Annotated in this window: 21 protein-coding genes and 1 pseudogene; 16 read left to right on the plus strand and 6 right to left on the minus strand. The window is 72.6% G+C overall.

From position 1 onward, the window contains the following. Nucleotides 1-136: 136 nt before the first annotated feature. The 7 genes from ABT245_RS07075 to ABT245_RS07105 all read left to right on the plus strand — a co-directional run bounded on the left by ABT245_RS07075 (nt 137) and on the right by ABT245_RS07105 (nt 6,754). Nucleotides 137-1,273, plus strand: a complete 1,137-nt coding sequence (locus ABT245_RS07075) for a ParA family protein (protein WP_351729690.1) — start codon at nt 137-139, stop codon at nt 1,271-1,273. Then, nucleotides 1,258-1,836 carry a hypothetical protein gene (locus ABT245_RS07080; RefSeq protein WP_351729693.1) on the plus strand — a complete coding sequence of 193 codons (579 nt, stop codon included), beginning with the start codon at nt 1,258-1,260 and terminating at the stop codon, nt 1,834-1,836. Before ABT245_RS07075 ends, ABT245_RS07080 begins: the two co-directional genes overlap by 16 nt. Before the next feature lie 218 nt (nt 1,837-2,054). After that, the gene (locus ABT245_RS07085; protein ID WP_351729696.1) at nt 2,055-3,197 is read left to right on the plus strand and encodes a segregation/condensation protein A; all 1,143 of its coding nucleotides are present in this window, start codon (nt 2,055-2,057) and stop codon (nt 3,195-3,197) included. Continuing rightward, nucleotides 3,194-3,844, plus strand: a complete 651-nt coding sequence (gene scpB / locus ABT245_RS07090) for an SMC-Scp complex subunit ScpB (protein ID WP_351729699.1) — start codon at nt 3,194-3,196, stop codon at nt 3,842-3,844. The genes ABT245_RS07085 and scpB overlap by 4 nt, the downstream gene beginning before the upstream one ends. Nucleotides 3,845-3,856: 12 nt before the next feature. Continuing rightward, nucleotides 3,857-4,921, plus strand: coding sequence for a pseudouridine synthase (locus ABT245_RS07095; RefSeq protein WP_351729702.1), 1,065 nt, complete (start codon nt 3,857-3,859; stop codon nt 4,919-4,921). A 97-nt stretch (nt 4,922-5,018) separates the two neighbouring features. Next, nucleotides 5,019-5,738: an NUDIX hydrolase gene (locus ABT245_RS07100; protein ID WP_351729705.1), complete on the plus strand. Its 720-nt coding sequence runs from the start codon at nt 5,019-5,021 to the stop codon at nt 5,736-5,738. Continuing rightward, nucleotides 5,735-6,754, plus strand: coding sequence for an ADP-ribosylglycohydrolase family protein (locus tag ABT245_RS07105; RefSeq protein ID WP_351729708.1), 1,020 nt, complete (start codon nt 5,735-5,737; stop codon nt 6,752-6,754). Before ABT245_RS07100 ends, ABT245_RS07105 begins: the two co-directional genes overlap by 4 nt. 46 nt (nt 6,755-6,800) lie before the next feature. Here ABT245_RS07105 and ABT245_RS07110 read toward each other — a convergent pair whose 3' ends face one another. Then, the gene (locus ABT245_RS07110) at nt 6,801-7,283 is read right to left on the minus strand and encodes a Rieske (2Fe-2S) protein (protein WP_351729711.1); all 483 of its coding nucleotides are present in this window, start codon (nt 7,281-7,283) and stop codon (nt 6,801-6,803) included. A 297-nt stretch (nt 7,284-7,580) separates the two neighbouring features. On the opposite strand from ABT245_RS07110, the gene ABT245_RS07115 reads away from it, so the two are divergent. The 6 genes from ABT245_RS07115 (at nt 7,581) to der (ending at nt 12,354) form a co-directional block, all read left to right on the plus strand. After that, nucleotides 7,581-7,862, plus strand: coding sequence for a hypothetical protein (locus ABT245_RS07115; protein ID WP_351729714.1), 282 nt, complete (start codon nt 7,581-7,583; stop codon nt 7,860-7,862). Between the two features lie 52 nt (nt 7,863-7,914). Next, nucleotides 7,915-8,277: a chorismate mutase gene (aroH, locus tag ABT245_RS07120; protein WP_351729717.1), complete on the plus strand. Its 363-nt coding sequence runs from the start codon at nt 7,915-7,917 to the stop codon at nt 8,275-8,277. Further along, entirely contained in the window at nt 8,274-9,368 is a 1,095-nt protein-coding gene (locus ABT245_RS07125; protein ID WP_351729720.1) for a prephenate dehydrogenase, read from the plus strand. The genes aroH and ABT245_RS07125 overlap by 4 nt, the downstream gene beginning before the upstream one ends. A 90-nt stretch (nt 9,369-9,458) precedes the next feature. Next, nucleotides 9,459-10,139: a (d)CMP kinase gene (cmk, locus tag ABT245_RS07130; protein WP_351729723.1), complete on the plus strand. Its 681-nt coding sequence runs from the start codon at nt 9,459-9,461 to the stop codon at nt 10,137-10,139. Between the two features lie 71 nt (nt 10,140-10,210). Next, complete coding sequence (locus ABT245_RS07135; protein ID WP_502982074.1) at nt 10,211-10,810, plus strand: lysophospholipid acyltransferase family protein; 600 nt, start codon at nt 10,211-10,213, stop codon at nt 10,808-10,810. 62 nt (nt 10,811-10,872) lie between these two features. Continuing rightward, nucleotides 10,873-12,354: a ribosome biogenesis GTPase Der gene (gene der / locus ABT245_RS07140; RefSeq protein WP_351729729.1), complete on the plus strand. Its 1,482-nt coding sequence runs from the start codon at nt 10,873-10,875 to the stop codon at nt 12,352-12,354. Between the two features lie 57 nt (nt 12,355-12,411). On the opposite strand, the gene ABT245_RS07145 is transcribed toward der, so the two are convergent. Next, a complete protein-coding gene (locus ABT245_RS07145; protein ID WP_351729732.1) occupies nt 12,412-12,828 on the minus strand; it encodes a hypothetical protein in 417 nt (138 codons plus the stop codon). A 151-nt stretch (nt 12,829-12,979) separates the two neighbouring features. Beyond that, nucleotides 12,980-13,765: a DUF8842 C-terminal domain-containing protein gene (locus ABT245_RS07150; protein ID WP_351729734.1), complete on the minus strand. Its 786-nt coding sequence runs from the start codon at nt 13,763-13,765 to the stop codon at nt 12,980-12,982. Between the two features lie 539 nt (nt 13,766-14,304). Here ABT245_RS07150 and ABT245_RS07155 point away from each other — a divergent pair. Then, complete coding sequence (locus tag ABT245_RS07155; RefSeq protein WP_351729737.1) at nt 14,305-15,030, plus strand: transglycosylase family protein; 726 nt, start codon at nt 14,305-14,307, stop codon at nt 15,028-15,030. Between the two features lie 96 nt (nt 15,031-15,126). Here the strand turns inward: ABT245_RS07155 and ABT245_RS07160 are convergent. Continuing rightward, nucleotides 15,127-15,318, minus strand: a pseudogene (locus tag ABT245_RS07160) (aa3-type cytochrome oxidase subunit I); the annotation flags it as partial. Nucleotides 15,319-15,829: 511 nt separating this feature from the next. Here ABT245_RS07160 and ABT245_RS07165 point away from each other — a divergent pair. Then, nucleotides 15,830-16,045, plus strand: coding sequence for an I78 family peptidase inhibitor (locus ABT245_RS07165; protein WP_351729740.1), 216 nt, complete (start codon nt 15,830-15,832; stop codon nt 16,043-16,045). A 60-nt stretch (nt 16,046-16,105) separates the two neighbouring features. On the opposite strand, the gene ABT245_RS07170 is transcribed toward ABT245_RS07165, so the two are convergent. Then, the gene (locus tag ABT245_RS07170) at nt 16,106-17,122 is read right to left on the minus strand and encodes a phosphatase PAP2 family protein (protein WP_351729743.1); all 1,017 of its coding nucleotides are present in this window, start codon (nt 17,120-17,122) and stop codon (nt 16,106-16,108) included. 238 nt (nt 17,123-17,360) lie between these two features. After that, nucleotides 17,361-18,638 (minus strand): mannosyltransferase family protein, encoded by a 1,278-nt coding sequence (locus ABT245_RS07175; RefSeq protein ID WP_351729746.1) that lies wholly within the window; start codon nt 18,636-18,638, stop codon nt 17,361-17,363. A 263-nt stretch (nt 18,639-18,901) separates the two neighbouring features. Between ABT245_RS07175 and ABT245_RS07180 the strand changes: the two genes are divergently transcribed. Continuing rightward, on the plus strand, nt 18,902-20,503 hold the full coding sequence (locus ABT245_RS07180) for an MFS transporter (protein ID WP_351729749.1): 1,602 nt from the start codon (nt 18,902-18,904) through the stop codon (nt 20,501-20,503). Nucleotides 20,504-20,763 lie beyond the last annotated feature (260 nt).

Here is a 20,763-nt window from a genome sequence, read left to right on the forward strand (position 1 = left end):
GACCGCCGACACGCCATAGAGTCGCCAACCGTCGGCATGGTGCCACGCTGACCTGTCTAGAAGTCCCCTGGTCACCAAGGAGGTAAGACGACTTGTGAATGAGTCGACATTTTCTCCCGGGGGTGGTCAACCAGGAATGCCGGTACGGGATCAGGGTCCCGCGGGGTTCGAGGCTGTCGGCTCCGTCGCTGTGCGCACCTTCGCAGCCCACCGGAGTCACCCGCATCCCCGGGTGACTCAGCCAGCACACCCGAGCATGGATGGCCATCACGTGAACGCCATGGCCGGCGACGGAAGTGGCGCGCCCCACAACCACTTCGCCGACTACGACGAACTGCCCGAGGGGCACTTCTACGACCCTGACGCCGAGTACGAGCCCGACCCCGAGTACGCGGCCACGCTCGCGCCCGACGCCGCCCGTCAGCGCCGCGAGCGCATCGGCCCGACCGGGCGCCCGCTGCCGTACTTCCCGATCCCGGGCCCGCTGACCGACCACGGACCCGCGAAGATCATCGCGATGTGCAACCAGAAGGGCGGCGTCGGCAAGACCACGTCGACCATCAACCTGGGTGCCGCGCTCGCGGAGTACGGCCGGCGCGTACTGCTCGTGGACTTCGACCCGCAGGGCGCGCTGTCGGTCGGCCTCGGCGTCAACCCGATGGAACTCGACCTCACCGTCTACAACCTGCTCATGGAGCGGGGCATGTCCGCGGACGAGGTCCTGCTGAAGACCGCGGTCCCCAACATGGACCTGCTCCCGAGCAACATCGACCTGTCCGCCGCCGAGGTCCAGCTGGTCTCCGAGGTCGCCCGCGAGTCGACGCTCCAGCGCGCCCTGAAGCCGCTGCTGCCCGACTACGACTACATCGTGATCGACTGCCAGCCCTCGCTCGGCCTGCTCACCGTCAACGCCCTGACGGCCGCGCACAAGGTCATCGTGCCGCTGGAGTGCGAGTTCTTCGCCCTGCGCGGGGTGGCGCTGCTCACCGAGACCATCGAGAAGGTCCAGGAGCGGCTCAACCCGGAGCTGGAACTCGACGGGATCCTCGCCACGATGTACGACTCGCGCACGGTGCACAGCCGTGAGGTGCTCGCGCGTGTCGTCGAGGCGTTCGACGACCACGTCTACCACACGGTCATCGGCCGCACGGTCCGCTTCCCGGAGACCACGGTCGCCGGTGAGCCCATCACCACCTACGCCTCCAACTCCGTCGGTGCCGCCGCCTACCGCCAGCTCGCCAGGGAGGTGCTCGCCCGGTGTCACGCCGAGTGAGTCTGCCCGGGGCCGACGAACTGTTCCGTACGACAGGGGGGATGGCGCTCCAGGGGTCCACTCCCCGGCGCCAGGCCAACGGCGAGGCCCGGGTGCCGGCCCCCGCGGGGGAGAGTGACCCGGCCGCCGCCGAGGACGCGCCGCAGTCCGTGCCCGCGCAGGGCGGCGACGGTGACGGCGCGGAGCATGTGGCGGCGGAGGCGGAGCCCGCCGATACCGGCGAGTCCCGCAGCCGCTCCGCCGCCGCGGAGCGGCCCGCGCGGCGTCAGGCGGCGCAGGAAGGTTCATCTGCCGCCTCCTCGGCCGGCACGCCGCCACGCAAGCGGGGACGCGCCGCGGCACGGCGGCCCAGCGGGCGCGAGCGGCACGACGAGAAGATCACCGTGTATGTGTCCGCGGAGGAACTGATGGACCTGGAGCATGCGCGCCTGGTCCTGCGGGGTGAGCACGGGCTGGCCGTCGACCGCGGGCGCATCGTGCGGGAGGCGGTCGCCGTGGTGCTGGCCGATCTGGAGTCCCGGGGGGACGCGAGCATTCTGGTACGTCGCCTGCGGGGGCGCTGAGCGCTGGGCTTCGGCCGTGATGCGTTGTGGTTCGGCTGTGGCTTCGTTGTGGCTGGTGGCACCCTCGTGATGCGTTGTGGTTCGGCTGCGGCTTGGTGGGGGCTGGTCGCGCCCGCGCGGCGGAGCCGCAAATCGATACTGCCCCGTGCACCTTTGGGACGTCTTGCGGGGCCTTGGTCGGCTTCGTCGGGGTTGGTTGGAGGTAGCCTGCGGGGGTCATGGCCTCTAACGAGTCTTTTGCCCGCGGTGTATCCGCCGGCCGTAGGCGTGCGCTGGGGCGGGGGCCGGGTGCCGCGCCGCCGGAGGCCGACGCGGTCGATGCTGCCGAACCCGAACCCGAGCCCGCGGTTCCCGGGCCGGAGGCCGTTGCTGCCGAACCCGAGCCCGCGGTTTCCGAGCCTGTCGTGGCTGAACCGGAGCCCGGGATTCCCGGGCCGGAGGCCGTCGTTGCCGGAGCAGCCGAGTTCGAGGCGGAGCCGGAGGTTGTCGGGGCTGGGGCGGGGGCGGAAGGTGCTGCGGGCGGTGTCGGGGAAGGTGGGGGCGAGTCCGGTGACGGGGTGTTCACAGTGCGGCTCGCCAACTTTGAGGGGCCCTTTGACCTGTTGCTTCAGTTGATCTCGAAGCACAAGCTCGACGTCACCGAGGTGGCGCTCTCCAAGGTCACCGACGAGTTCATGGCGCACATCCGGGCGATGGGGCCGGACTGGGACCTGGACCAGACGACCGAGTTCCTGGTCGTGGCCGCCACCCTGCTCGACCTGAAGGCGGCCCGGCTGCTGCCCGCCGCCGAGGTCGAGGACGAGGCCGACCTCGCCCTGCTGGAGGCCCGCGACCTGCTGTTCGCCCGGCTGCTCCAGTACCGCGCGTACAAACAGATCGCCGACATCTTCAACCGCCGCCTCGACGAGGAGGCCCGGCGCTACCCCCGTACCGTGGGCCTCGAACCGCACCACGCCGACCTGCTGCCCGAGGTCGTCATCAGCATCGGCCCCGAGGGCTTCGCCCGGCTCGCGGTCAAGGCGATGCAGCCCAAGCCGAAGCCGCAGGTGTACGTCGACCACATCCACGCGCCGCTCGTCAGCGTGCGCGAGCAGGCGGGCATCGTGGTCGCCCGGCTCAGGGAACTGGGCGAGGCCAGCTTCCGGGCCCTGGTCGAGGACACCGACGACACCCTGACCGTGGTCGCCCGCTTCCTCGCCCTGCTGGAGCTGTACCGCGAGAAGGCCGTGGCCCTGGACCAGGAGACCGCCCTCGGTGAGCTGATGGTGCGCTGGACCGGCGGCGACGGCGACGAGACACCGACCGTGACGGACGAGTTCGACCGGCCGCCCGAGGAGCCCAAGGAGGAGAAGAAGGCGTGAGCGAGGACACCAGCGGGCTCCCGGCGGGCACGCCCACCGTCGCGGACCTCGACCTCAGGCCCGCCCTGGAGGCGGTGCTCATGGTCGTGGACGAGCCCGCGACCGAGGAGCACCTCGCCAAGATCCTGCAACGGCCCAGGCGGCAGATCGGGGACGCGCTGCGGGCGCTGGCCGACGAGTACACCGTGCAGGGCCGCGGCTTCGAACTGCGGCTCGTGGCCGGCGGCTGGCGCTTCTACACCCGCCCCGAGTACGCCGCCGCCGTCGAGGGCTTCGTCCTGGACGGCCAGCAGGCCCGGCTCACCCAGGCCGCGCTGGAGACCCTGGCCGTGGTCGCCTACCGCCAGCCCGTCAGCCGCAGCCGCGTCTCGGCCGTACGCGGGGTCAACTGCGACGGTGTGATGCGCACCCTCCTGCAGCGCGGACTGGTCGAGGAGGCGGGCGCGGAACCCGAAACAGGTGCGATCCTGTACAGGACGACGAACTACTTCCTGGAGCGGATGGGCCTGCGCGGCCTGGACGAGCTTCCGGAACTCGCGCCCTTCCTCCCGGAGGCGGAGGCGATCGAGGCCGAGACCCAGGAGGGCGTGCCGTCGTTCGACCCGGACGCACCCGACGCGCCCGGCGGTCAGGACGCAGACGACTAAGACGGAATTTTGATGCGAAGCAGCGGCAGCGGCAGGAACGGCGGGCGCGGCAACCACCGCGGTGCCGGCAACGACAGGGACGAGCGGCAGGGGCAGGGCCGTCCCCGCAGGCCCCGCCCCGAGGAGCGCCGCTACGACGTCGGCCCCGGCGCGACGAAGGACGGCCCCCGCTCCGGACGCGGCGGCGCCGCGCGCGGTGGCGCCAAGGGCGGGCCCAAGCAGGCCGAGCAGCGCGGCGGGCGTACGGACCCGGGCCGCTCCCGGGAGTACGACGCACGCGCGGAGGAGCGCAACCGCGAGCGGTACGCGGGCAAGAAGGACGTCAGGCTGCCCAAGACCTTCCCGGGCGCCGAGCAGGAGGGCGAGCGGCTGCAGAAGGTCCTCGCGCGCGCGGGCTACGGCTCCCGCCGGGCCTGCGAGGAGCTGATCGACCAGGCCCGCGTCGAGGTCAACGGGGAGATCGTCACCGAGCAGGGCAAGCGCGTCGACCCGGAGAAGGACGAGGTCAAGGTGGACGGGCTGACCGTCGCCACACAGTCGTACCAGTTCTTCTCGCTGAACAAGCCCGCCGGTGTGGTGTCCACCATGGAGGACCCCGACGGCCGTCAGTGCCTTGGTGACTACGTCACCAACCGGGAGACCAGGCTCTTCCACGTCGGCCGGCTCGACACCGAGACCGAGGGCGTCATCCTGCTCACCAACCACGGCGAGTTGGCGCACCGGCTGACCCACCCCCGGTACGGCGTGAAGAAGACCTACCTCGCCGCGATCGTCGGCCCGATCCCGCGCGACCTGGGCAAGCGGCTCAAGGACGGTATCCAGCTGGAGGACGGGTACGCGCGCGCGGACCACTTCCGGGTGGTCGAGCAGACCGGCAAGAACTACCTGGTCGAGGTGACCCTGCACGAGGGCCGCAAGCACATCGTGCGCCGCATGCTCGCCGAGGCCGGCTTCCCGGTGGAGAAGCTGGTGCGCACCGCCTTCGGACCCATCACCCTCGGCGACCAGAAGTCGGGCTGGCTGCGCCGCCTGTCGAACACCGAGGTCGGGATGCTGATGAAGGAAGTCGACCTCTGACCGTGGCTCTGATGGGCTGAGACAGTGAGGGCCTGACGGCTTGTGCGGCGGACACCCCTCTCTTTATAGTCGTCGCGACTATTAAAAGGGGGTGCCGGTGCGGGGTTACGACAAGCACGCGTACGAACCCTTCGCGGTCACCGTCGACCTGGCGGTCCTCACCGTCCGCGCCGGCGCCCTGCACGTGCTGCTCGTCGAACGCGGGCAGCAGCCGTACGCCGGCCACTGGGCGCTGCCCGGCGGATTCCTGCTGCCCGACGAGTCGGCGGAGACCGCCGCCCGGCGCGAACTGGCCGAGGAGACCGGGCTCGGCGACATCACCGGGCTGCGTCTGGAGCAACTGCGCGCCTACAGCGACCCCGGCCGCGACCCGCGGATGCGGGTCGTCTCGGTCGCCTTCACCGCGCTGCTGCCCGACGCGCCCGAACCACACGGCGGCGGCGACGCCGCCCAGGCGCGCTGGCTGCCGTACGACGCGGCCCCGCCGCTCGCCTTCGACCACGGCCGGATCCTCGCCGACGCCCGCGACCGGGTCGGCGCCCGGCTCGAACACACCTGTGCCGCCACCGCCTTCTGCCCGGCCGTCTTCACCCTCGGCGAGCTGCAACAGGTCTACGAGGCGGTCTGGGGCACCACGCTCGACCGCCCCAACTTCCGCCGCAAGGTGCTCGCCACGCCCGGCTTCGTCGCACCCGCCGCCGGAGCCGCCCGGCTGACCGGCGGGCGCGGCAAGCCGGCCGCCCTCTACCGCGCGGGCGGCGCCACCGCCCTGCACCCGCCCCTGCTCCGACCGTCCGGGGAAGGACGTCCCGTATGACCGGCACCGTCTCCCGGCGCACCGCCACCGGATCCCTGCTGGGCCTCGCCCTCGGGGACGCGCTCGGCTTCCCCACCGAGTTCAACGACGTCCCGTCGATCCTCGCCAAGTGCGGCCCCTGGCGGGAGATGGAGCTGCCGCGGCGCGCCTTCGTCTCCGACGACACCCAGATGACGATCGCCCTGGGCCGCGCACTGCGCACGGCCATGGACCGCGGGGTGCTCGGGCCGAAGCGCCTCGAGCGGCCGCTGCGGGAGGAGTTCGTCGAGTGGTACCGGTCACCGGAGAACAACCGGGCCCCGGGCCGCACCTGCCTGACCGCGTGCAACCTGCTGAAGGACGAGCACCGCGCCTGGCAGCGGGCCAGCCAGATGGGTTCCAAGGGCTGCGGCGCCAACATGCGGGTGGCGCCCGTCGGGCTCGCCCCCGCGCTGAGCGACGAACAGCGGGCGGGCGCCGCCCAGTTGCAGTCCGCGCTCACCCACGGGCACCCCACGGCGCTGGCCGCCTCCGATCTCACAGCCCGCGCCGTACGGCTGCTCGCCCTGGGCGCCGAGCCGGCCGGACTGGTCGGCGAACTGCGCGCGTACGCCCACGACAACCGCACCCTCTACCACCACGCCTGGCTCGGCGACCTGTGGACCCGCGCGCAGGACCCCACACCCGAGCACTTCGTCGCGCGCGGCTGGGACGAGTGCCTCGCGGTCCTGGACCGCCTCGCGGACGCCCTGCGCACGCCCGCGCCGGAGATGGACCCGTGTCTGGCCACCGGAGCCGGCTGGATCGCCGAGGAGGCACTGGCGACCGGCCTGCTGTGCTTCCTGCTCTTCCCCGAGGAACCGGTCACCGCCCTGCGCCGCGCCGCCTGCTCCAGCGGCGACTCCGACTCCATCGCCTGCCTCACCGGTGCCTTCGCGGGCGCCCGGCTGGGCGCGGACGCCTGGCCGGCCGACTGGACGGACCGCATCGAGTACCGGGACGACCTCCTCGGCCTCGGAGCCCTCTGGGACGCCTAGACCATGATCGCCAATCTCGGGCGTCCCCGGGAGAGTGCGCGTCCGGTCACGCCAGGCGGATCGAGTGTCCCTCCACCGTGATGTGCTCGGCGGGCAGCGGCCGGGTCGCCGGGCCGTGGGCCACCGAGCCGTCGGCGATGTGGAACCTGCTGCCGTGGCAGGGGCAGTCGATGGTGCCGTCGACCACCTTGTTGACCGTGCAGCCCTGGTGGGTGCAGATCGCCGAGAAGGCCTTGAAGTCGTTCCGCGTGGGCTGGGTGACCACGACCTTCTGGTGGGCGAAGACCTTGCCGCCGCCGACCGGGATGTCGCTCGTGTGTGCCAGTTCCTGTCCCGGGGTGCCCACGGGCGAGGGAGTGCCCGTGGGCCTGCCGGGGCCGGGGGTGGAGGCCTTGGTGGGGGTCGTGGCGGTGGTGGCGGGGCTCGTGGCCGAGGACGATCCGCCCCCGCCGCCGCAGCCGACCGCGGTCGCGGCGATCGCCGCCGTGCCCGTCGCCAGCACGGCGCGCCGCGTCGAGTCGTGGGTCATGTCGTCGCTCCGTGCGTCATGTCGTCACTCCGAACGTGCGGAAGGGCCAGATCAGCGGCCGGGCCGTGGGGGATTCGCTCCGAGCGGAGCAGCAGCATCCTGTCACCGAAGGCACCCCTGAAGAAGCAATTCAGGATGGAGCACGACAAAAGGTGCATTTCATTCACCTGATAGCCCAACTGGCACGGCGGGCACCGGCGCGTCACCCCGAGTAGCGCGCGCGGGCGATCCACGTGACATTGGCGGTCTGGAGGTCGGGTACGCACCGGCGCCCGGCCATGGACGAAAGGCGTGATCATGGCCGTGCACGATCCCGGCAGCCTGCTCGGCGGACTCCTCGGCCAGGGCCGCGACGACGCCGCCACCGGCCGGGTCCTCGGCGACCTGCTGTCCGCCGTCGGCCAGGCCCAGGACGGCGGCGGAACCCATCCGCTGTGCGGCCTGCTCGACGTGCTCGCCAGATCGGGGCCTCCGTCCGCGCCACCCGCCCCGCCCCCGGAGCCGCCCGCCGACAGCGGCGGCGGGACAGCCCGTCTCAGCGGGCGGGCGGCGAGCACCCGGCGGACCGGGGCTGACTAGGCTGGACGGCCCAAGAGCCGATACGCGACTCATCGCAGCAAGGAGCAGCGCCGTGGCGGTACGAGCGGTCCGGGGGGCCGTCCAGCTGGAACGGGACGAGGCCGGCCACATGGACGAGCGGGTCGGGGCCCTGCTCACCGCGCTCCTGGAGCGGAACGGGCTGGCCGCCGACGACCTGATCAGCATCTGGTTCACGGCCACACCCGACCTGCACAGCGACTTCCCGGCCGCCGCCGCCCGCAAGCTCGGCATCGTGGACGTACCGCTGATCTGCGCCCAGGAACTGGACATCGAGGGCGCCATGCCCCGGGTGGTCCGGGTCCTCGCGCACATCGAGTCCGAGCGGCCCCGCGCCGACCTCGCCCATGTCTACCTCGGTGCGGCCGCCGCCCTGCGCAAGGACATCGCCCAGTGAGGACCGCACTCGTCATCGGCACCGGGCTCATCGGCACCTCGGCCGCGCTCGCCCTGTCCCAGGGGGGCGTCGTCGTCCACCTCGTCGACCACGACCCCGGGCAGGCGCGCACGGCCGCCGCGCTCGGCGCCGGCACCGACGAGGCCCCGGACGGCCCCGTCGACCTGGCGATCGTCGCCGCCCCGCCGGCCCATGTGGCCGCCGTCCTCGCGGACGCCATGCGCCGCGGCCTCGCCCGCGGCTACCTCGACGTGGCCAGCGTCAAGGGCGGCCCGCGCCGCGAACTGGAGGCGCTGGGCCTCGACGGGGCCGCCCTGTCCCGGTACATCGGCACCCACCCCATGGCGGGCCGTGAGAAGTCCGGCCCGCTGGCGGCGACGGGCGACCTGTTCGAGGGCCGCCCCTGGGTGCTGACCCCCACCCGGGACACCGACACCGAGGTGCTGAACCTCGCCCTGGAACTGGTCTCGCACTGCCGGGCGGTGCCGGTCGTCATGGACGCCGACGCCCACGACCGGGCCGTCGCACTGGTCTCCCACATGCCCCACCTGGTCTCCAGCATGGTGGCCGCCCGTCTGGAGCACGCAGAAGAGACCGCGGTACGGCTGTGCGGACAGGGCATCCGGGACGTGACCCGGATCGCCGCCTCCGAGCCCGGGATGTGGATCGACATCCTGTCCGCGAACCCGGGGCCGGTCGCCGACCTGCTCGCCGATGTCTCCGCCGACCTCGACGAGACCGTGCGCGCCCTGCGCGCCCTGCAGTCCTCGGACGAGACCAAGCGGCGCGAGGGCACCGCGGGCGTCGAGGACGTGCTGCGGCGCGGCAACGCCGGACAGATCCGGGTGCCCGGCAAGCACGGCAGCGCCCCCCGTGTGTACGAGACGGTCGCCGTGCTCATCGACGACCAGCCGGGCCAGCTCGCCCGCATCTTCGCCGACGCGGGCCGGGCGGGCGTCAACATCGAGGACGTACGGATCGAGCACGCGACCGGTCAGCAGGCGGGTCTGGTGCAGTTGATGGTGGAGCCGAAGGCGGCGCCCGTGCTGACGGCCGCCCTGCGGGAGCGGGGCTGGGCGATCCGGCAGTAGGCGGCCGGACGAGTGACAAACACCCAGTAACCTTGTCCGGGGCGGTCTCACGCCCCGTCCCGCACCCCGGACCAGGAAGGCGTCCTCACCGTGGAAAGCGCTCCGCCCGTAGTCGTCGCGATCGACGGCCCCTCCGGCACGGGCAAGTCGAGCACCTCGAAGGCCGTGGCCGCCCAGCTCGGTCTGAGCTATCTGGACACCGGGGCCCAGTACCGGGCGATCACCTGGTGGATGGTGAGCAACGGCATCGACCTGGAGGACCCCTCGGCGATCGCCGCCGTGGCCGGCAAGCCGGAGATCGTCTCCGGCACCGACCCCGCCCACCCCACGATCACCGTGGACGGCGTGGACGTGTCCGGGCCGATCCGCACCCAGGAGGTCACCGCCAGGGTCAGCGCCGTCAGCGCGGTGCCCGACGTGCGCGCCCGGATCACCGAGCTGCAGCGCTCGCTGGCCGCCTCGGCTGAGCGCGGCATCGTGGTCGAGGGCCGCGACATCGGTACGACCGTGCTGCCCGACGCCGACCTGAAGGTGTTCCTGACCGCCTCCCCGGAGGCGCGGGCCGCCCGGCGCAGCGGCGAGCTGAAGGGCGTCGACGTGCACTCGACCCGCGAGGCGCTGCTCAAGCGGGACGCGGCCGACTCCAGCCGCACGACCTCACCGCTCGCCAAGGCGGCCGACGCGGTCGAGGTGGACACCACGGAACTCACGCTGGCGCAGGTCATCGAGTGTGTCGTCACCCTCGTCGAGGAGAAACGGGCCGGGAAGTGACCGCGGCTCCCACGAGCGGTGCGCCCTCCGCCCGGGGCGCCGAGGCCGGCCGGCGCATCGGCGTCGGGCTCATGTACGGGCTGTGGCGACCGCGGGTGCTGGGCGCCTGGAAGATGCCCGCGAGCGGTCCGGCGATCCTCGCCGTCAACCACTCCCACAACGTCGACGGACCGATGGTCATGGGCGTGGCGCCCCGGCCGACGCACTTCCTGATCAAGAAGGAGGCGTTCATCGGCCCGCTCGGCACCTTCCTGACCGGCATCGGCCAGCTCAAGGTGGACCGTGCCGCCGCCGACCGGACGGCGATCACCCGGGCGCTCGGTGTGCTGGCGGACGGCGGCGTCCTGGGCATCTTCCCGGAGGGCACCCGGGGCGAGGGCGACTTCGCCGCGCTGCGCGCAGGGCTCGCCTACTTCGCCGTCCGCAGCGGGGCACCGATCGTGCCGGTCGCCGTGCTGGGGAGTACCGACCGCCGCGGACGGCTGATAGCGGCGCTGCCCCCGCTGCGCTCCCGCGTCGACGTCGTCTTCGGCGATGCTTTCCAGGCGGGTGACGGGAGCGGGCGGCGCACCCGCAAGGCACTCGACGAGGCCACCGAGCGCATCCAGAAGCAGCTCACCGCGCACCTGGAGCACGCCAGACGCCTCACCGGGCGCCGAGCGGCCCTTTGAGTAGTGGATCTCCGTGAGCGCGGGGTTCCACCGATCACCACGATGAACGAGGTACGGACTTCATGAACGAGCAGATCCAGCCCGACGGCTCGGCCGAGCACGAGTACGAGCACGGGGCGCTCGGCGACGCCGAGTACGCGCAGTTCATGGAGCTCGCCGCCGAGGAGGGCTTCGACGTCGAGGACGTCGAGGGCGCCATCGAGGCGGCGGGCCACGGCCCGCTGCCCGTGCTGGCCGTCGTCGGCCGCCCCAATGTCGGCAAGTCGACCCTGGTGAACCGGATCATCGGCCGCCGTGAGGCGGTCGTCGAGGACAAGCCCGGCGTCACCCGCGACCGTGTCACCTACGAGGCCGAATGGGCGGGCCGCCGCTTCAAGGTCGTCGACACCGGCGGCTGGGAGCAGGACGTCCTCGGCATCGACGCCTCGGTCGCCGCACAGGCCGAGTACGCCATCGAGGCGGCCGACGCGGTCGTCTTCGTCGTCGACGCCAAGGTCGGCGCCACCGACACCGACGAGGCGGTGGTGCGGCTGCTGCGCAAGGCCGGCAAGCCGGTCGTGCTGTGCGCCAACAAGGTCGACGGTCCGAGCGGTGAGGCGGACGCCGCCTATCTGTGGTCGCTCGGTCTCGGCGAGCCGCACCCCGTCTCCGCCCTGCACGGCCGCGGCACCGGCGACATGCTGGACGCCGTCCTTGAGGTGCTGCCGGACGCGCCCGAGCAGACCTTCGGCGCGGCGAGCGGCGGCCCGCGCCGCATCGCGTTGATCGGCCGCCCCAATGTCGGCAAGTCGTCCCTGCTGAACAAGGTGGCCGGCGAGGAGCGCGTCGTCGTCAACGAAGTCGCGGGCACCACCCGTGACCCGGTGGACGAGCTGATCGAACTGGGCGGACGGACCTGGAAGTTCGTCGACACGGCCGGCATCCGCAAGCGCGTCCACCTCCAGCAGGGCGCCGACTACTACGCCTCGCTGCGCACCGCGGCGGCGGTGGAGAAGGCGGAGGTCGCCGTCGTCCTGATCGACGCCGCCGACAGCATCTCCGTGCAGGACCAGCGCATCGTCACGATGGCCGTCGAGGCGGGCCGCGCGATGGTGATCGCCTACAACAAGTGGGACACGCTCGACGAGGAGCGCCGCTACTACCTGGAGCGGGAGATCGAGACCGAGCTGGGCCAGGTCGCCTGGGCGCCCCGGGTCAATGTCTCGGCGCGCACCGGCCGGCACATGGAGAGGCTGGTCCCGGCGATCGAGACCGCCCTCGCCGGCTGGGAGACGCGCGTGCCGACCGGCCGCCTCAACGCGTTCCTCGGCGAACTGGTCGCGGCCCACCCGCACCCGGTCCGGGGCGGCAAGCAGCCGCGCATCCTGTTCGGCACCCAGGCCGGCACCAGGCCACCGCGGTTCGTCCTGTTCGCGTCCGGCTTCATCGAGGCGGGCTACCGGCGCTTCATCGAGCGCCGGCTGCGCGAGGAGTTCGGCTTCGAAGGGACGCCGATCCATATCTCGGTGCGGGTGCGCGAGAAGCGCGGCGCGAAGAAGAAGTGACCCGGAAGCAGTCGGAGGGGCGGCCCCACAGGGCCGCCCCTCCGACTGCATTCGCGGTCATGTTCCCCGGCGCGGTCCGGGCGGCAGCGCGGCCGGCACATGATGCATCCCGTTCTCGTGCCGCCCCAGCGACCCGACCCGCTGCCACTGCACCTGCTGCTGCCCGGTGCCGTGGCGGGTGCTGTAGGCCCCGGCGCTGTAGGCGGTGTACGCGTGCGAGCCGTACGCCCCCGTGTCGTGCGTGCCCGTCCCGTGCGCGCCGGTGGTGTGCGGGGCGATGCCGAAGGCGGTGAACTTCAGCTCCTCCTCGCCGCTGCGGTCGCCCGGCAGCGCCCGGAAGCTCTTGAGCCACTCCGTGTACACCGAGTCGTAGATGGGCGTGGCCGAGTGGCTGCCGGAGGAGTCCTGAGCGGTCCTGGCCGACGGCACGGCGGAGAAGGAGGAGCGGCGGGGAGGAACGTCATATGCGTGCACGTATCTCCAAACGACCCGGGGCCGCTCGGGATGCGGTCCGCGCGGGCGGCATCGGGGGCGCGCGGAACTGCGTCGCGAACCGCGCACCACCCGCGGTCCCTTCGGCACCGCTGACGGAGCACTCCGGGCGCCTCGGCAACGCGCGGAGCCGTCAGGTACCGGCCAGCGGCAGCGTGGCCGCGACCAGCTTCCCGTCCGCGGCGGCCTTGTCCAGCGCGTCCCGCAGCAGGTCCTCGCGGGGCTGGCGCCCGATGGAACCCACGGGTGCCGCGAACATCAGCACCTGCTGGTGCTTGTTGGCGGCGGCCCGCCAGCTGTCGGTCACCTGCAGCGGCTGGTGCGCCTGCCACCAGGCGACCGGCTGACCGCCGTTGCCGCCCGGCTGCAGCACGGCGTGCAGCTGACCCACCGCGAGCAGCACGGACCAGCCGTGCAGCACCGGCGGCACCGCGTTCAGCACGGTGAGCGGCATGAACCCCTGCTCGATGAGCAGCGGCAGGAAGTCGTCCCCGGTCCCGGTGGCGCCGGGGCGCACGATCGGCGCGGTCGGCTCCACGACGAGCGCGGGGTGCAGTTCCCCGGCGATCAGGACCAGCCCGCTGGTCACCCCGAGCACCGCCTGCTCGGGCACCGCCTGTACCGGGCCGCCACCGGAGGCGGCGTCGCCGCTGATGGAGCGGACCGCCCCGCGCAACTGCTCCTCGGTGACCTGGACGACCTGCGAGGGCAGGCAGCCGGCGTGGGCGAAGGCGAGGACGGCGGTCTCCTCCCCGATGAACAGGACGGTGCTGGTGCGCTCCTGCTCGGAGTCGCCCGGGGTGCGGCAGGAGGTGCAGTCGTAACTGCCCGGGGCGTTCTCTCCGGCGAGCAGCCGGTCGGCTTCTTCGTCGCCGATCTCGGCGCGTACGGCGTCGCTGACGTCGAGCATGCGCGGCACGGTGGCTCCCTCGGGATGCGGTGCGGTGCGACCGGGTGGCTCCCGGCCCATGAGCCCCGGGGTTCCGGGCTCATGAAGAAGACAACGGACGACCTGTGGCGGGAGTCACGCTCCGGGGAGAACGGAATCACACCGGCCGGTGCACTGTGTAACCCTCGGTGCGGAACCGTGCACTCCCTGTCAACTCGGCGCGGGCCAGGGGTACTTGGGGAGGTGAACTGGGTCACAGGTCGACAGGGCGACTGGTCGACAAATCCGGAAATCAGCGAACGAAATGGGTGTCCGGAAATCGCCGATACCCGGGGTAACGGTCAACTGGCCTGGAATGACGGGGAGTTGGTTGAAACCGGCCCGCGAGGCTGCCTAGATTCCTCCGCCGTGTGCAACGAGCACCGCTCGGGTACGTCCGCCGCCGCGCCGGTCCGGCACCACTTCGGCACCGGCGCGGGCGGACGGGCCGGAGCGCTGAGCCCCCGCGTCCCTGCGCGGGGGCCGCGCCCCGGCTTGGGGGATCCCGGGTTCGTGGGAGAGGGAACTACATGTCCGAATGTGCCGATACCACTCGCGACCACGTCCGTGCGGACGACGCCCGGGGCGCGAGCGCCCGCCGGGCGCGAACGACCGCAGCCCTCGCCGGGGCGGCGCTGCTGGCCCCGCTCGGCGTGCTGGCCGCGGCCGGCAACGCCGCGGCGGCGGACGGCGGAGTGTGGGACCGCATCGCCCAGTGCGAGAGCGGCGGCAACTGGCACATCAACACCGGCAACGGCTATTACGGCGGGCTCCAGTTCTCCGCCGGCACCTGGCGCGCCTACGGCGGCACGGCGTACGCGCCGACCGCCGACGGGGCCACCCGGACCCAGCAGATCGCGGTCGCCACCAAGGTCCAGGGCGCCCAGGGCTGGGGCGCCTGGCCGGTCTGCTCGGCCCGCGCCGGCGCGTCCGGCACCGCGCCCGTGGCGGGCTCCGCCGGAGCCGGAACCACGAACGACCCGGCCCCGGGCGCGAACGACCCGGCCCCGGGCGCGACGGCCCGCACGAGCCGGCAGAGCGCCCCGGCGCAGTCCACCCGGTCCGAGCGGCCACGGCAACAGGACGCCGCCGCCCGGACCGTGGCCGGCGGTGACTACACCGTCCGTGAGGGTGACACGCTCAGTGGTATCGCTGTGCGGCGTGGGACCAGTTGGCAGCGGATCTTTGCCGCGAACAGGTCTGTCATCGGCGGGAACCCCGATCTGATCGTGCCCGGCCAACACCTCACACTCTGAGCCGCACCCGCCCGCGCGACGGCGACGCCCCGTCCGGTGCACCGTCGGCCGGGGCGTCCGCGCTCGGCGCCAGGGCCGCTCCGATGCTCTTGGGGCCCGCGCGGGCCGGTCGGCCTCCGGGGCCGAGTGGTCGGGATGGTGCAGATCGAACGCCGGGGACTCGGACCGGAGGCTCGGCAACACGACGAAGTTGTGCCGCGGCGGCGGACACGAGGTCGCCCACTCCAGAAAGCGCTCGTAGCCCGAGGAGGCGTCGGCCCGTACCCGTTCGCCGTACCGGGCGGTCCGCCGGGATCCAGATGGCCGATCTTCTGGTGATCGGGGGTGGTGAGCCGGTCCACGGTCACCCGGGCGCACCGGCGGCGTCGCGGTTCCGGTTCCCATCGCGCGCGCCCCGTCGCTCGCCACTTCGCTCCGCGCGCCGGGGCCGGGTGGCCGTGGGCCGCGCGCTCCGTGCTGGGGTCGGTGGTGGTCTTACGGGGGTTCTGTGTCGGCGCAGTGAAATTCCTATGCGGCGTCAGTTCCCGCGGACCGCCCGGATTCGGCCGGGAAAGCAGCCCCGTGGCCGCACCCGAGCGGCACTCCGGCGCTTTCCCCGGTGCATTTCGGGGGGCCTTCGCAGCACGCGGTAATTCCGTTCGAATGCGTCGGTAAGGCGTCGGGAACCGCCCGTTCGTGTGACGGAGTTCGACGAAGACGCATGTCGTGATCCTGTGACAGAAGCGTGACCGGAGAGGTATGTGCGGGTGCCGCAGCCGTTCCGCTTCCCCGGTGGCCGCACAGCGCCTAGCGTGGCCGTATGGCACCGATTCCGACTCCGCCAGCGGAGCCCAAGGACAGTCCGGAAGGGTATGTCGGCCTGGACGCGACGGCCGCCGAGCGGCGGGCACGCGAGCGCGGATGGTCGACCGTGCGCTCGCTGCCGCCCGGCGCGATCATCACCATGGAGTACCGCGTGGGGCGGCTGAACTTCGAGGTGCGGGACGGCAGGGTGGCGCGCGCCTGGAAGGGCTGAGGCGGTGCGGCGGCGGGTGGTGGTGCGTACCGGACCCGCCGCCGTATGCCGTCGGCGCCGTCAGCCCCCGGTCATGGGGCGGGCCGCCGGGGTGCCGCCGCGCGGGACGCGGTCCGCGTGCGGCGGGCGGCGGCTGCCCACCGGGGTGACCGGGGTGCGCTCGGCGCGCGTGGTGTGCGGGCCCGGTGCCAGATGCATCGGTGCCCGCGGCGTGCGGACCGAGGCGACCGGCTCGCGGGCCGCGGGCGCCTCGTCGGCGGGCGTGGTGCGCGGCTTGAGCACCACGGGCGTGACCGGGACGGCGGACGCGGGGGTGGTGCGGCCGGCGCGCCAGCGGTCGCGCAGGTCGAACAGGGCCGTCTCGGCCCTGGCGATCAGCGGCTCGACCCACGGCAGCGCCAGCAGGATCAGCAGGCCCGCGGCCCAGCCCAGCAACACGTCGCTCAGCCAGTGCGTACCGAGGTAGACGGTGGTGAGGCCGACGCCGAGCGAGGTCACCGCGGACACCGCGGACAGCCAGCGGCGCGCCCCCGGGGTGGAGGCCAGATACGCCAGGATTCCCCAGGTGACCACCGCGTTGGCGGTGTGACCGCTGGGGAATATATCGCCGCCGAGGCCCATTTCGTTCGAGCCGATCACGGTGGCGTAGTGCGGTCCGAGCCGGCCCATGCCGATCTTCGCTGCGCCGACCGTGATGTTCAGCAGCAGCAGTGAGGCGCCGAGGGTCAGCAGCGGACGGAGCGTGTGCTGCCGCCAGGAGCGCCAGCCCAGCCAGGCCGAGACCATCACCGCGGTGGGGCCGCGCTGGCCGAGCACCACGTAGTAGTCGAGGAAGGCATGGATCTTCGGCCATTGTTGGTAGGGCCGGAAGAACATGACCTGCCAGTCGAGCCGAACCAACCACGAGGTGGTCACCACGGCCCAGACGATCGCCAGGTAGAAAGCCAGAGTCGCGGAGAACAGAACGACCCGGTGCCGGCTCATCTTCGGCACATCGATGTGAGCCGGTCGTTCCGGCTCACGGTCCAGCCTGGCGAACACCCGGTCCAGACGGGTGAGGTTTCGTTCGGTACGCACCCAATCGACGTTACAGCGAGTGAGCTGTGTGCCCGGGCGAATCAGCGGCTTTGTGATGACGATGTGATGTGGGAAACCTCTCAACTGGCGGCCAATTCCCGAAGATTCCACAATCCGGGGCCGATGCCGGGTGCAATTCCTTTGATCATGCCGGGTGTTCGTTTTACGGCGCTTATGAATTCGTTCACCGGGGCATCGGACGGAATTCTCCTGCCGCTCACCCGGCGGCCGGATGCGATCACGGCGGACCGGAACCGTTCAGCCAGAACGCGCCGTAGAGCGCCGAGGCCACCGCGACACCGGCCGTGACCTGCACCGATCGGGGCGTGGACAGCCGGGCCAGGGACCGGGCGAGCGGCAGCAGCAGCGGGAAGGCGGGCAGCAGCAGACGCGGCTTGGAGCCGAAGTAACTTGACGCGCACAGGGCGAGCGCGGTGACGACGCCGGTGTACACCAGCAGCGTGAGCGGCTGGCCCTGCCGTATCCCGGCCGCATACAGCCAGATCAGCAGGGCGACGGCGATGATCAGGGCAAGTCCCGCGGGCGCCGAGGGAATTGACGTGAACTTGTCGGCGATAAAACGGGCGAAGGCGTATCCGCCGTCGAAGCCGTTGCGCCACCCCGCCTGCACATCGAGGTACCCAAGGGGGCCCTTGCCGGTGCGATGGCCCACCCACAGGACATAACCGGCCGCCCCGAGGGGAGCGGTCAGCAGACCGAGGGTGCGCCGCCAGACAGCCGCGCCTTGAGTGACCCAAGGGGCGCATGTTGCGTCATGGGCGCCCGCCGCGGTCCGAACGCGCCGGGCGTGGGCGGCGCTTACGGAGTCAGGGGCGCACCCGTCATCGCGCGCGCCGCCCGCCGTCGCGGTGCGCCGACCTCCCACGAACGGCGCAAGGCCCGCCACCCACACCGCCGCGACCACCGCGAGCCCCACCGGCCGGGTCAGCCCGGCCAGCGCGGCGAGCACCCCGGCGCTCACCCAGCGCCCCGTCAGCACCGCGTACAGCGACCAGGCGGCGAGCGCCGTGAACAACGACTCGCTGTACGCCATCGACTGCACGATCCCGACGGGCAGCACGGCCCACAGCAGCACGGCGCACATCCCCGCCCGGCGGCCGTACACCTGGTCGGCCACCGCGAAGATCCCCCAGGCCGCGGCGAGCGAGGCGAGCAGGGCGACGACAAGACCCGCGTCCGCGTACGACAACGGCAGGAGCGCGTGCAGCAGCCGCTCCAGCCAGGGCAGCAGCGGAAAGAAGGCGAGGTCGGAGTGGATGTCGCCGTTCGGCAGCCGCACCTCGTAGCCGTAGCCCCACTCGGCGACCCGCGTGTACCACAGCGCGTCCCAGCGGGCGGTCAGCAGCGTGTGGGCGTCCTTGCCGCGCGCCGCGCTCCACGTCGCGAGCACGACAAGGCCCAGGGCGCGGACGGCGGCGTACCCGAGCAGCGCCGGGGCCGCCCGGCGCAGCGGGGCGGCGCGAGCGGGTGTCACACGCGTTGCAAGATCGGTCACGGGCTCGATTATCGACCGGCCGTGGGACCGCGGGACCGGCCGGTAGGCGGTCAAGGATCTGGAGAGTGGTGTACGCCACACGGGCCGAAGCGGGCTGTGAGAGGTCCGCCACGCACCACCCCGACGAACTCGCGTACGCTGACGTGTCACTCGCGTTCGTACCGCGCGCCGCTGGAGACCCCCACTCCTCTCCGGCCGTACGACGGGGCGTCCCCACCCCGCCGATGTCCGCCGTACGCGAGGGAACTCTTGGAGGTACGTACATGTCCGGGACGACCACGGCCGCCGCTGGGCTGCGCCGTCGGGCGGCCGGGGCCGGTGCCAACCGCTGGGTCGTCCTCGTCGTCCTCTGCGTCAGCCTGCTGCTCGTCGCCCTCGACGCGACCGTGCTGCACGTCGCGGTGCCCGCCGTCACCGAGGACCTCAAGCCCGGCGCCATAGAACTGCTCTGGATCGTCGACGTCTATCCGCTCGTCTGCGCCTCGCTGCTGATCCTGTTCGGCACGCTCGGCGACCGGGTGGGCCGCAGACGGATCCTGCTGCTCGGCTACGCCCTGTTCGGCGTCGCCTCGGCGCTCGCCGCCCTCGCGTCCAGCGCCGAGGTGCTGATCCTCGCGCGGGCGCTGCTCGGCGTCGGCGGCGCCATGATCATGCCCGCGACGCTGTCGATCCTCCGCCAGGTCTTCCCCGACCGGCGCGAGCGCGCGCTGGCCATCGGCGTCTGGAGCGCGGTGGCCGCGGTGGGCGCCGCGGTCGGCCCACTCCTCGGCGGCTTCCTCCTGGAGCACTTCTGGTGGGGTTCGGTGTTCCTCGTCAACATCCCCCTGATGCTGGTCAGCCTGCCGGTCGGACGGCTGCTGCTGCCCGAGTCGAAGGGGGAGCACGACGGGCCCTGGGACGTGACCGGCGCGCTGACGGCGGCGGCCGGGCTGTTCGGTCTTGTGCTCGGCGTGAAGCGGCTCGGCGGCGGGGAACCGGTGGCGAGCCCCTACACGCTGGTGCCGCTGCTCGCGGGCCTGTTGCTGCTGGTGTCGTTCGCGCGCCGGCAGCGGCGGCGCCCGCATCCACTGGTGGACCTGCGGATGTTCGCTCGGCCGGCGTTCAGCACCGCGGTGGGCTGCATCGTGCTGGCCATGCTCGCGCTGGTGGGTCTTGAGCTGATCGCCGCGCAGTATCTGCAACTGGTGCTGGGGCTGTCGCCGCTGCAGACGGGACTGCGGCTGCTGCCGCTGACCATCGCGGCGATGGCCGCGGGGCTGGCCGGGGCGCGGATGCTGCGCCGCTTCGGGCCCCGGCGGATGGTGTGCTTCGGCTTCTGTCTGACCGCGGTGGCCGTGCTCACACTGACCGCGATGGGCGGCCACGACAACACCGGGCTGCTGCTGTCCGGCTTCGTCCTGCTGGGCTTCGGTCTGGAGACCACCCTGTTCGGGGCGTACGAGTCGATGCTCAGCGAGGCGCCGGCCCGGCAGGCGGGCGGGGCCGCGGCGATCGGGGAGACCTCCTACCAGCTGGGGGCCGGGATCGGTATCGCGCTGCTCGGCAGCGTGATGAACGCGGCGTACGCGCCGGGCCTCACGTCCGTGCCCGGGGTGCCGGCACCGGCCTCCGCGGCGGCCGGGCATTCGCTCGGGGAGGCGTACGAGGTGGCCGGGCGGCTCGGCGGTCCGGCCGGGGCCGCCCTGCGCCGCACTGCCGAGGACTCCTTCGTGCACGGCCTGCATGTGACGCTGCTGGTGAGCGCGGGGCTGCTGCTGCTCGGCGCGGCGATGGCGCTGCGGCTGCCCCGGGCGATGCAGTGCGAGCCGACCCCGGTGGAACTCCCCGCGCCCCGCGGAGCCGAGCGGGCACACGTCTCGGCGTGAGCCGTACGGCCGCGTCGGTGGGCGAGTGGGCATGTGTGTCGGTGTGAGGTGGACGGCCGCGCCGACCGGCGAGCGGGCATGTGTTGCGGTATGTGTGGGCGTCGGTGGGTGGGCTGGACGTGGTGTGGGGTGGGTCGTAGCGTCGGGGCGGTGGGTTCAGCCGGCGGCGTCGGGCGGGTTGAGTGGAGTCCGCTGTGGCTGGGTGGCGCGGGGAACCGCGCGACCGGCCACGATGTCGCCGTGGTCGGCCGACGGTGTAT

This window comes from Streptomyces sp. NPDC001508 (assembly GCF_040298665.1).
Lineage (GTDB): Bacteria > Actinomycetota > Actinomycetes > Streptomycetales > Streptomycetaceae > Streptomyces.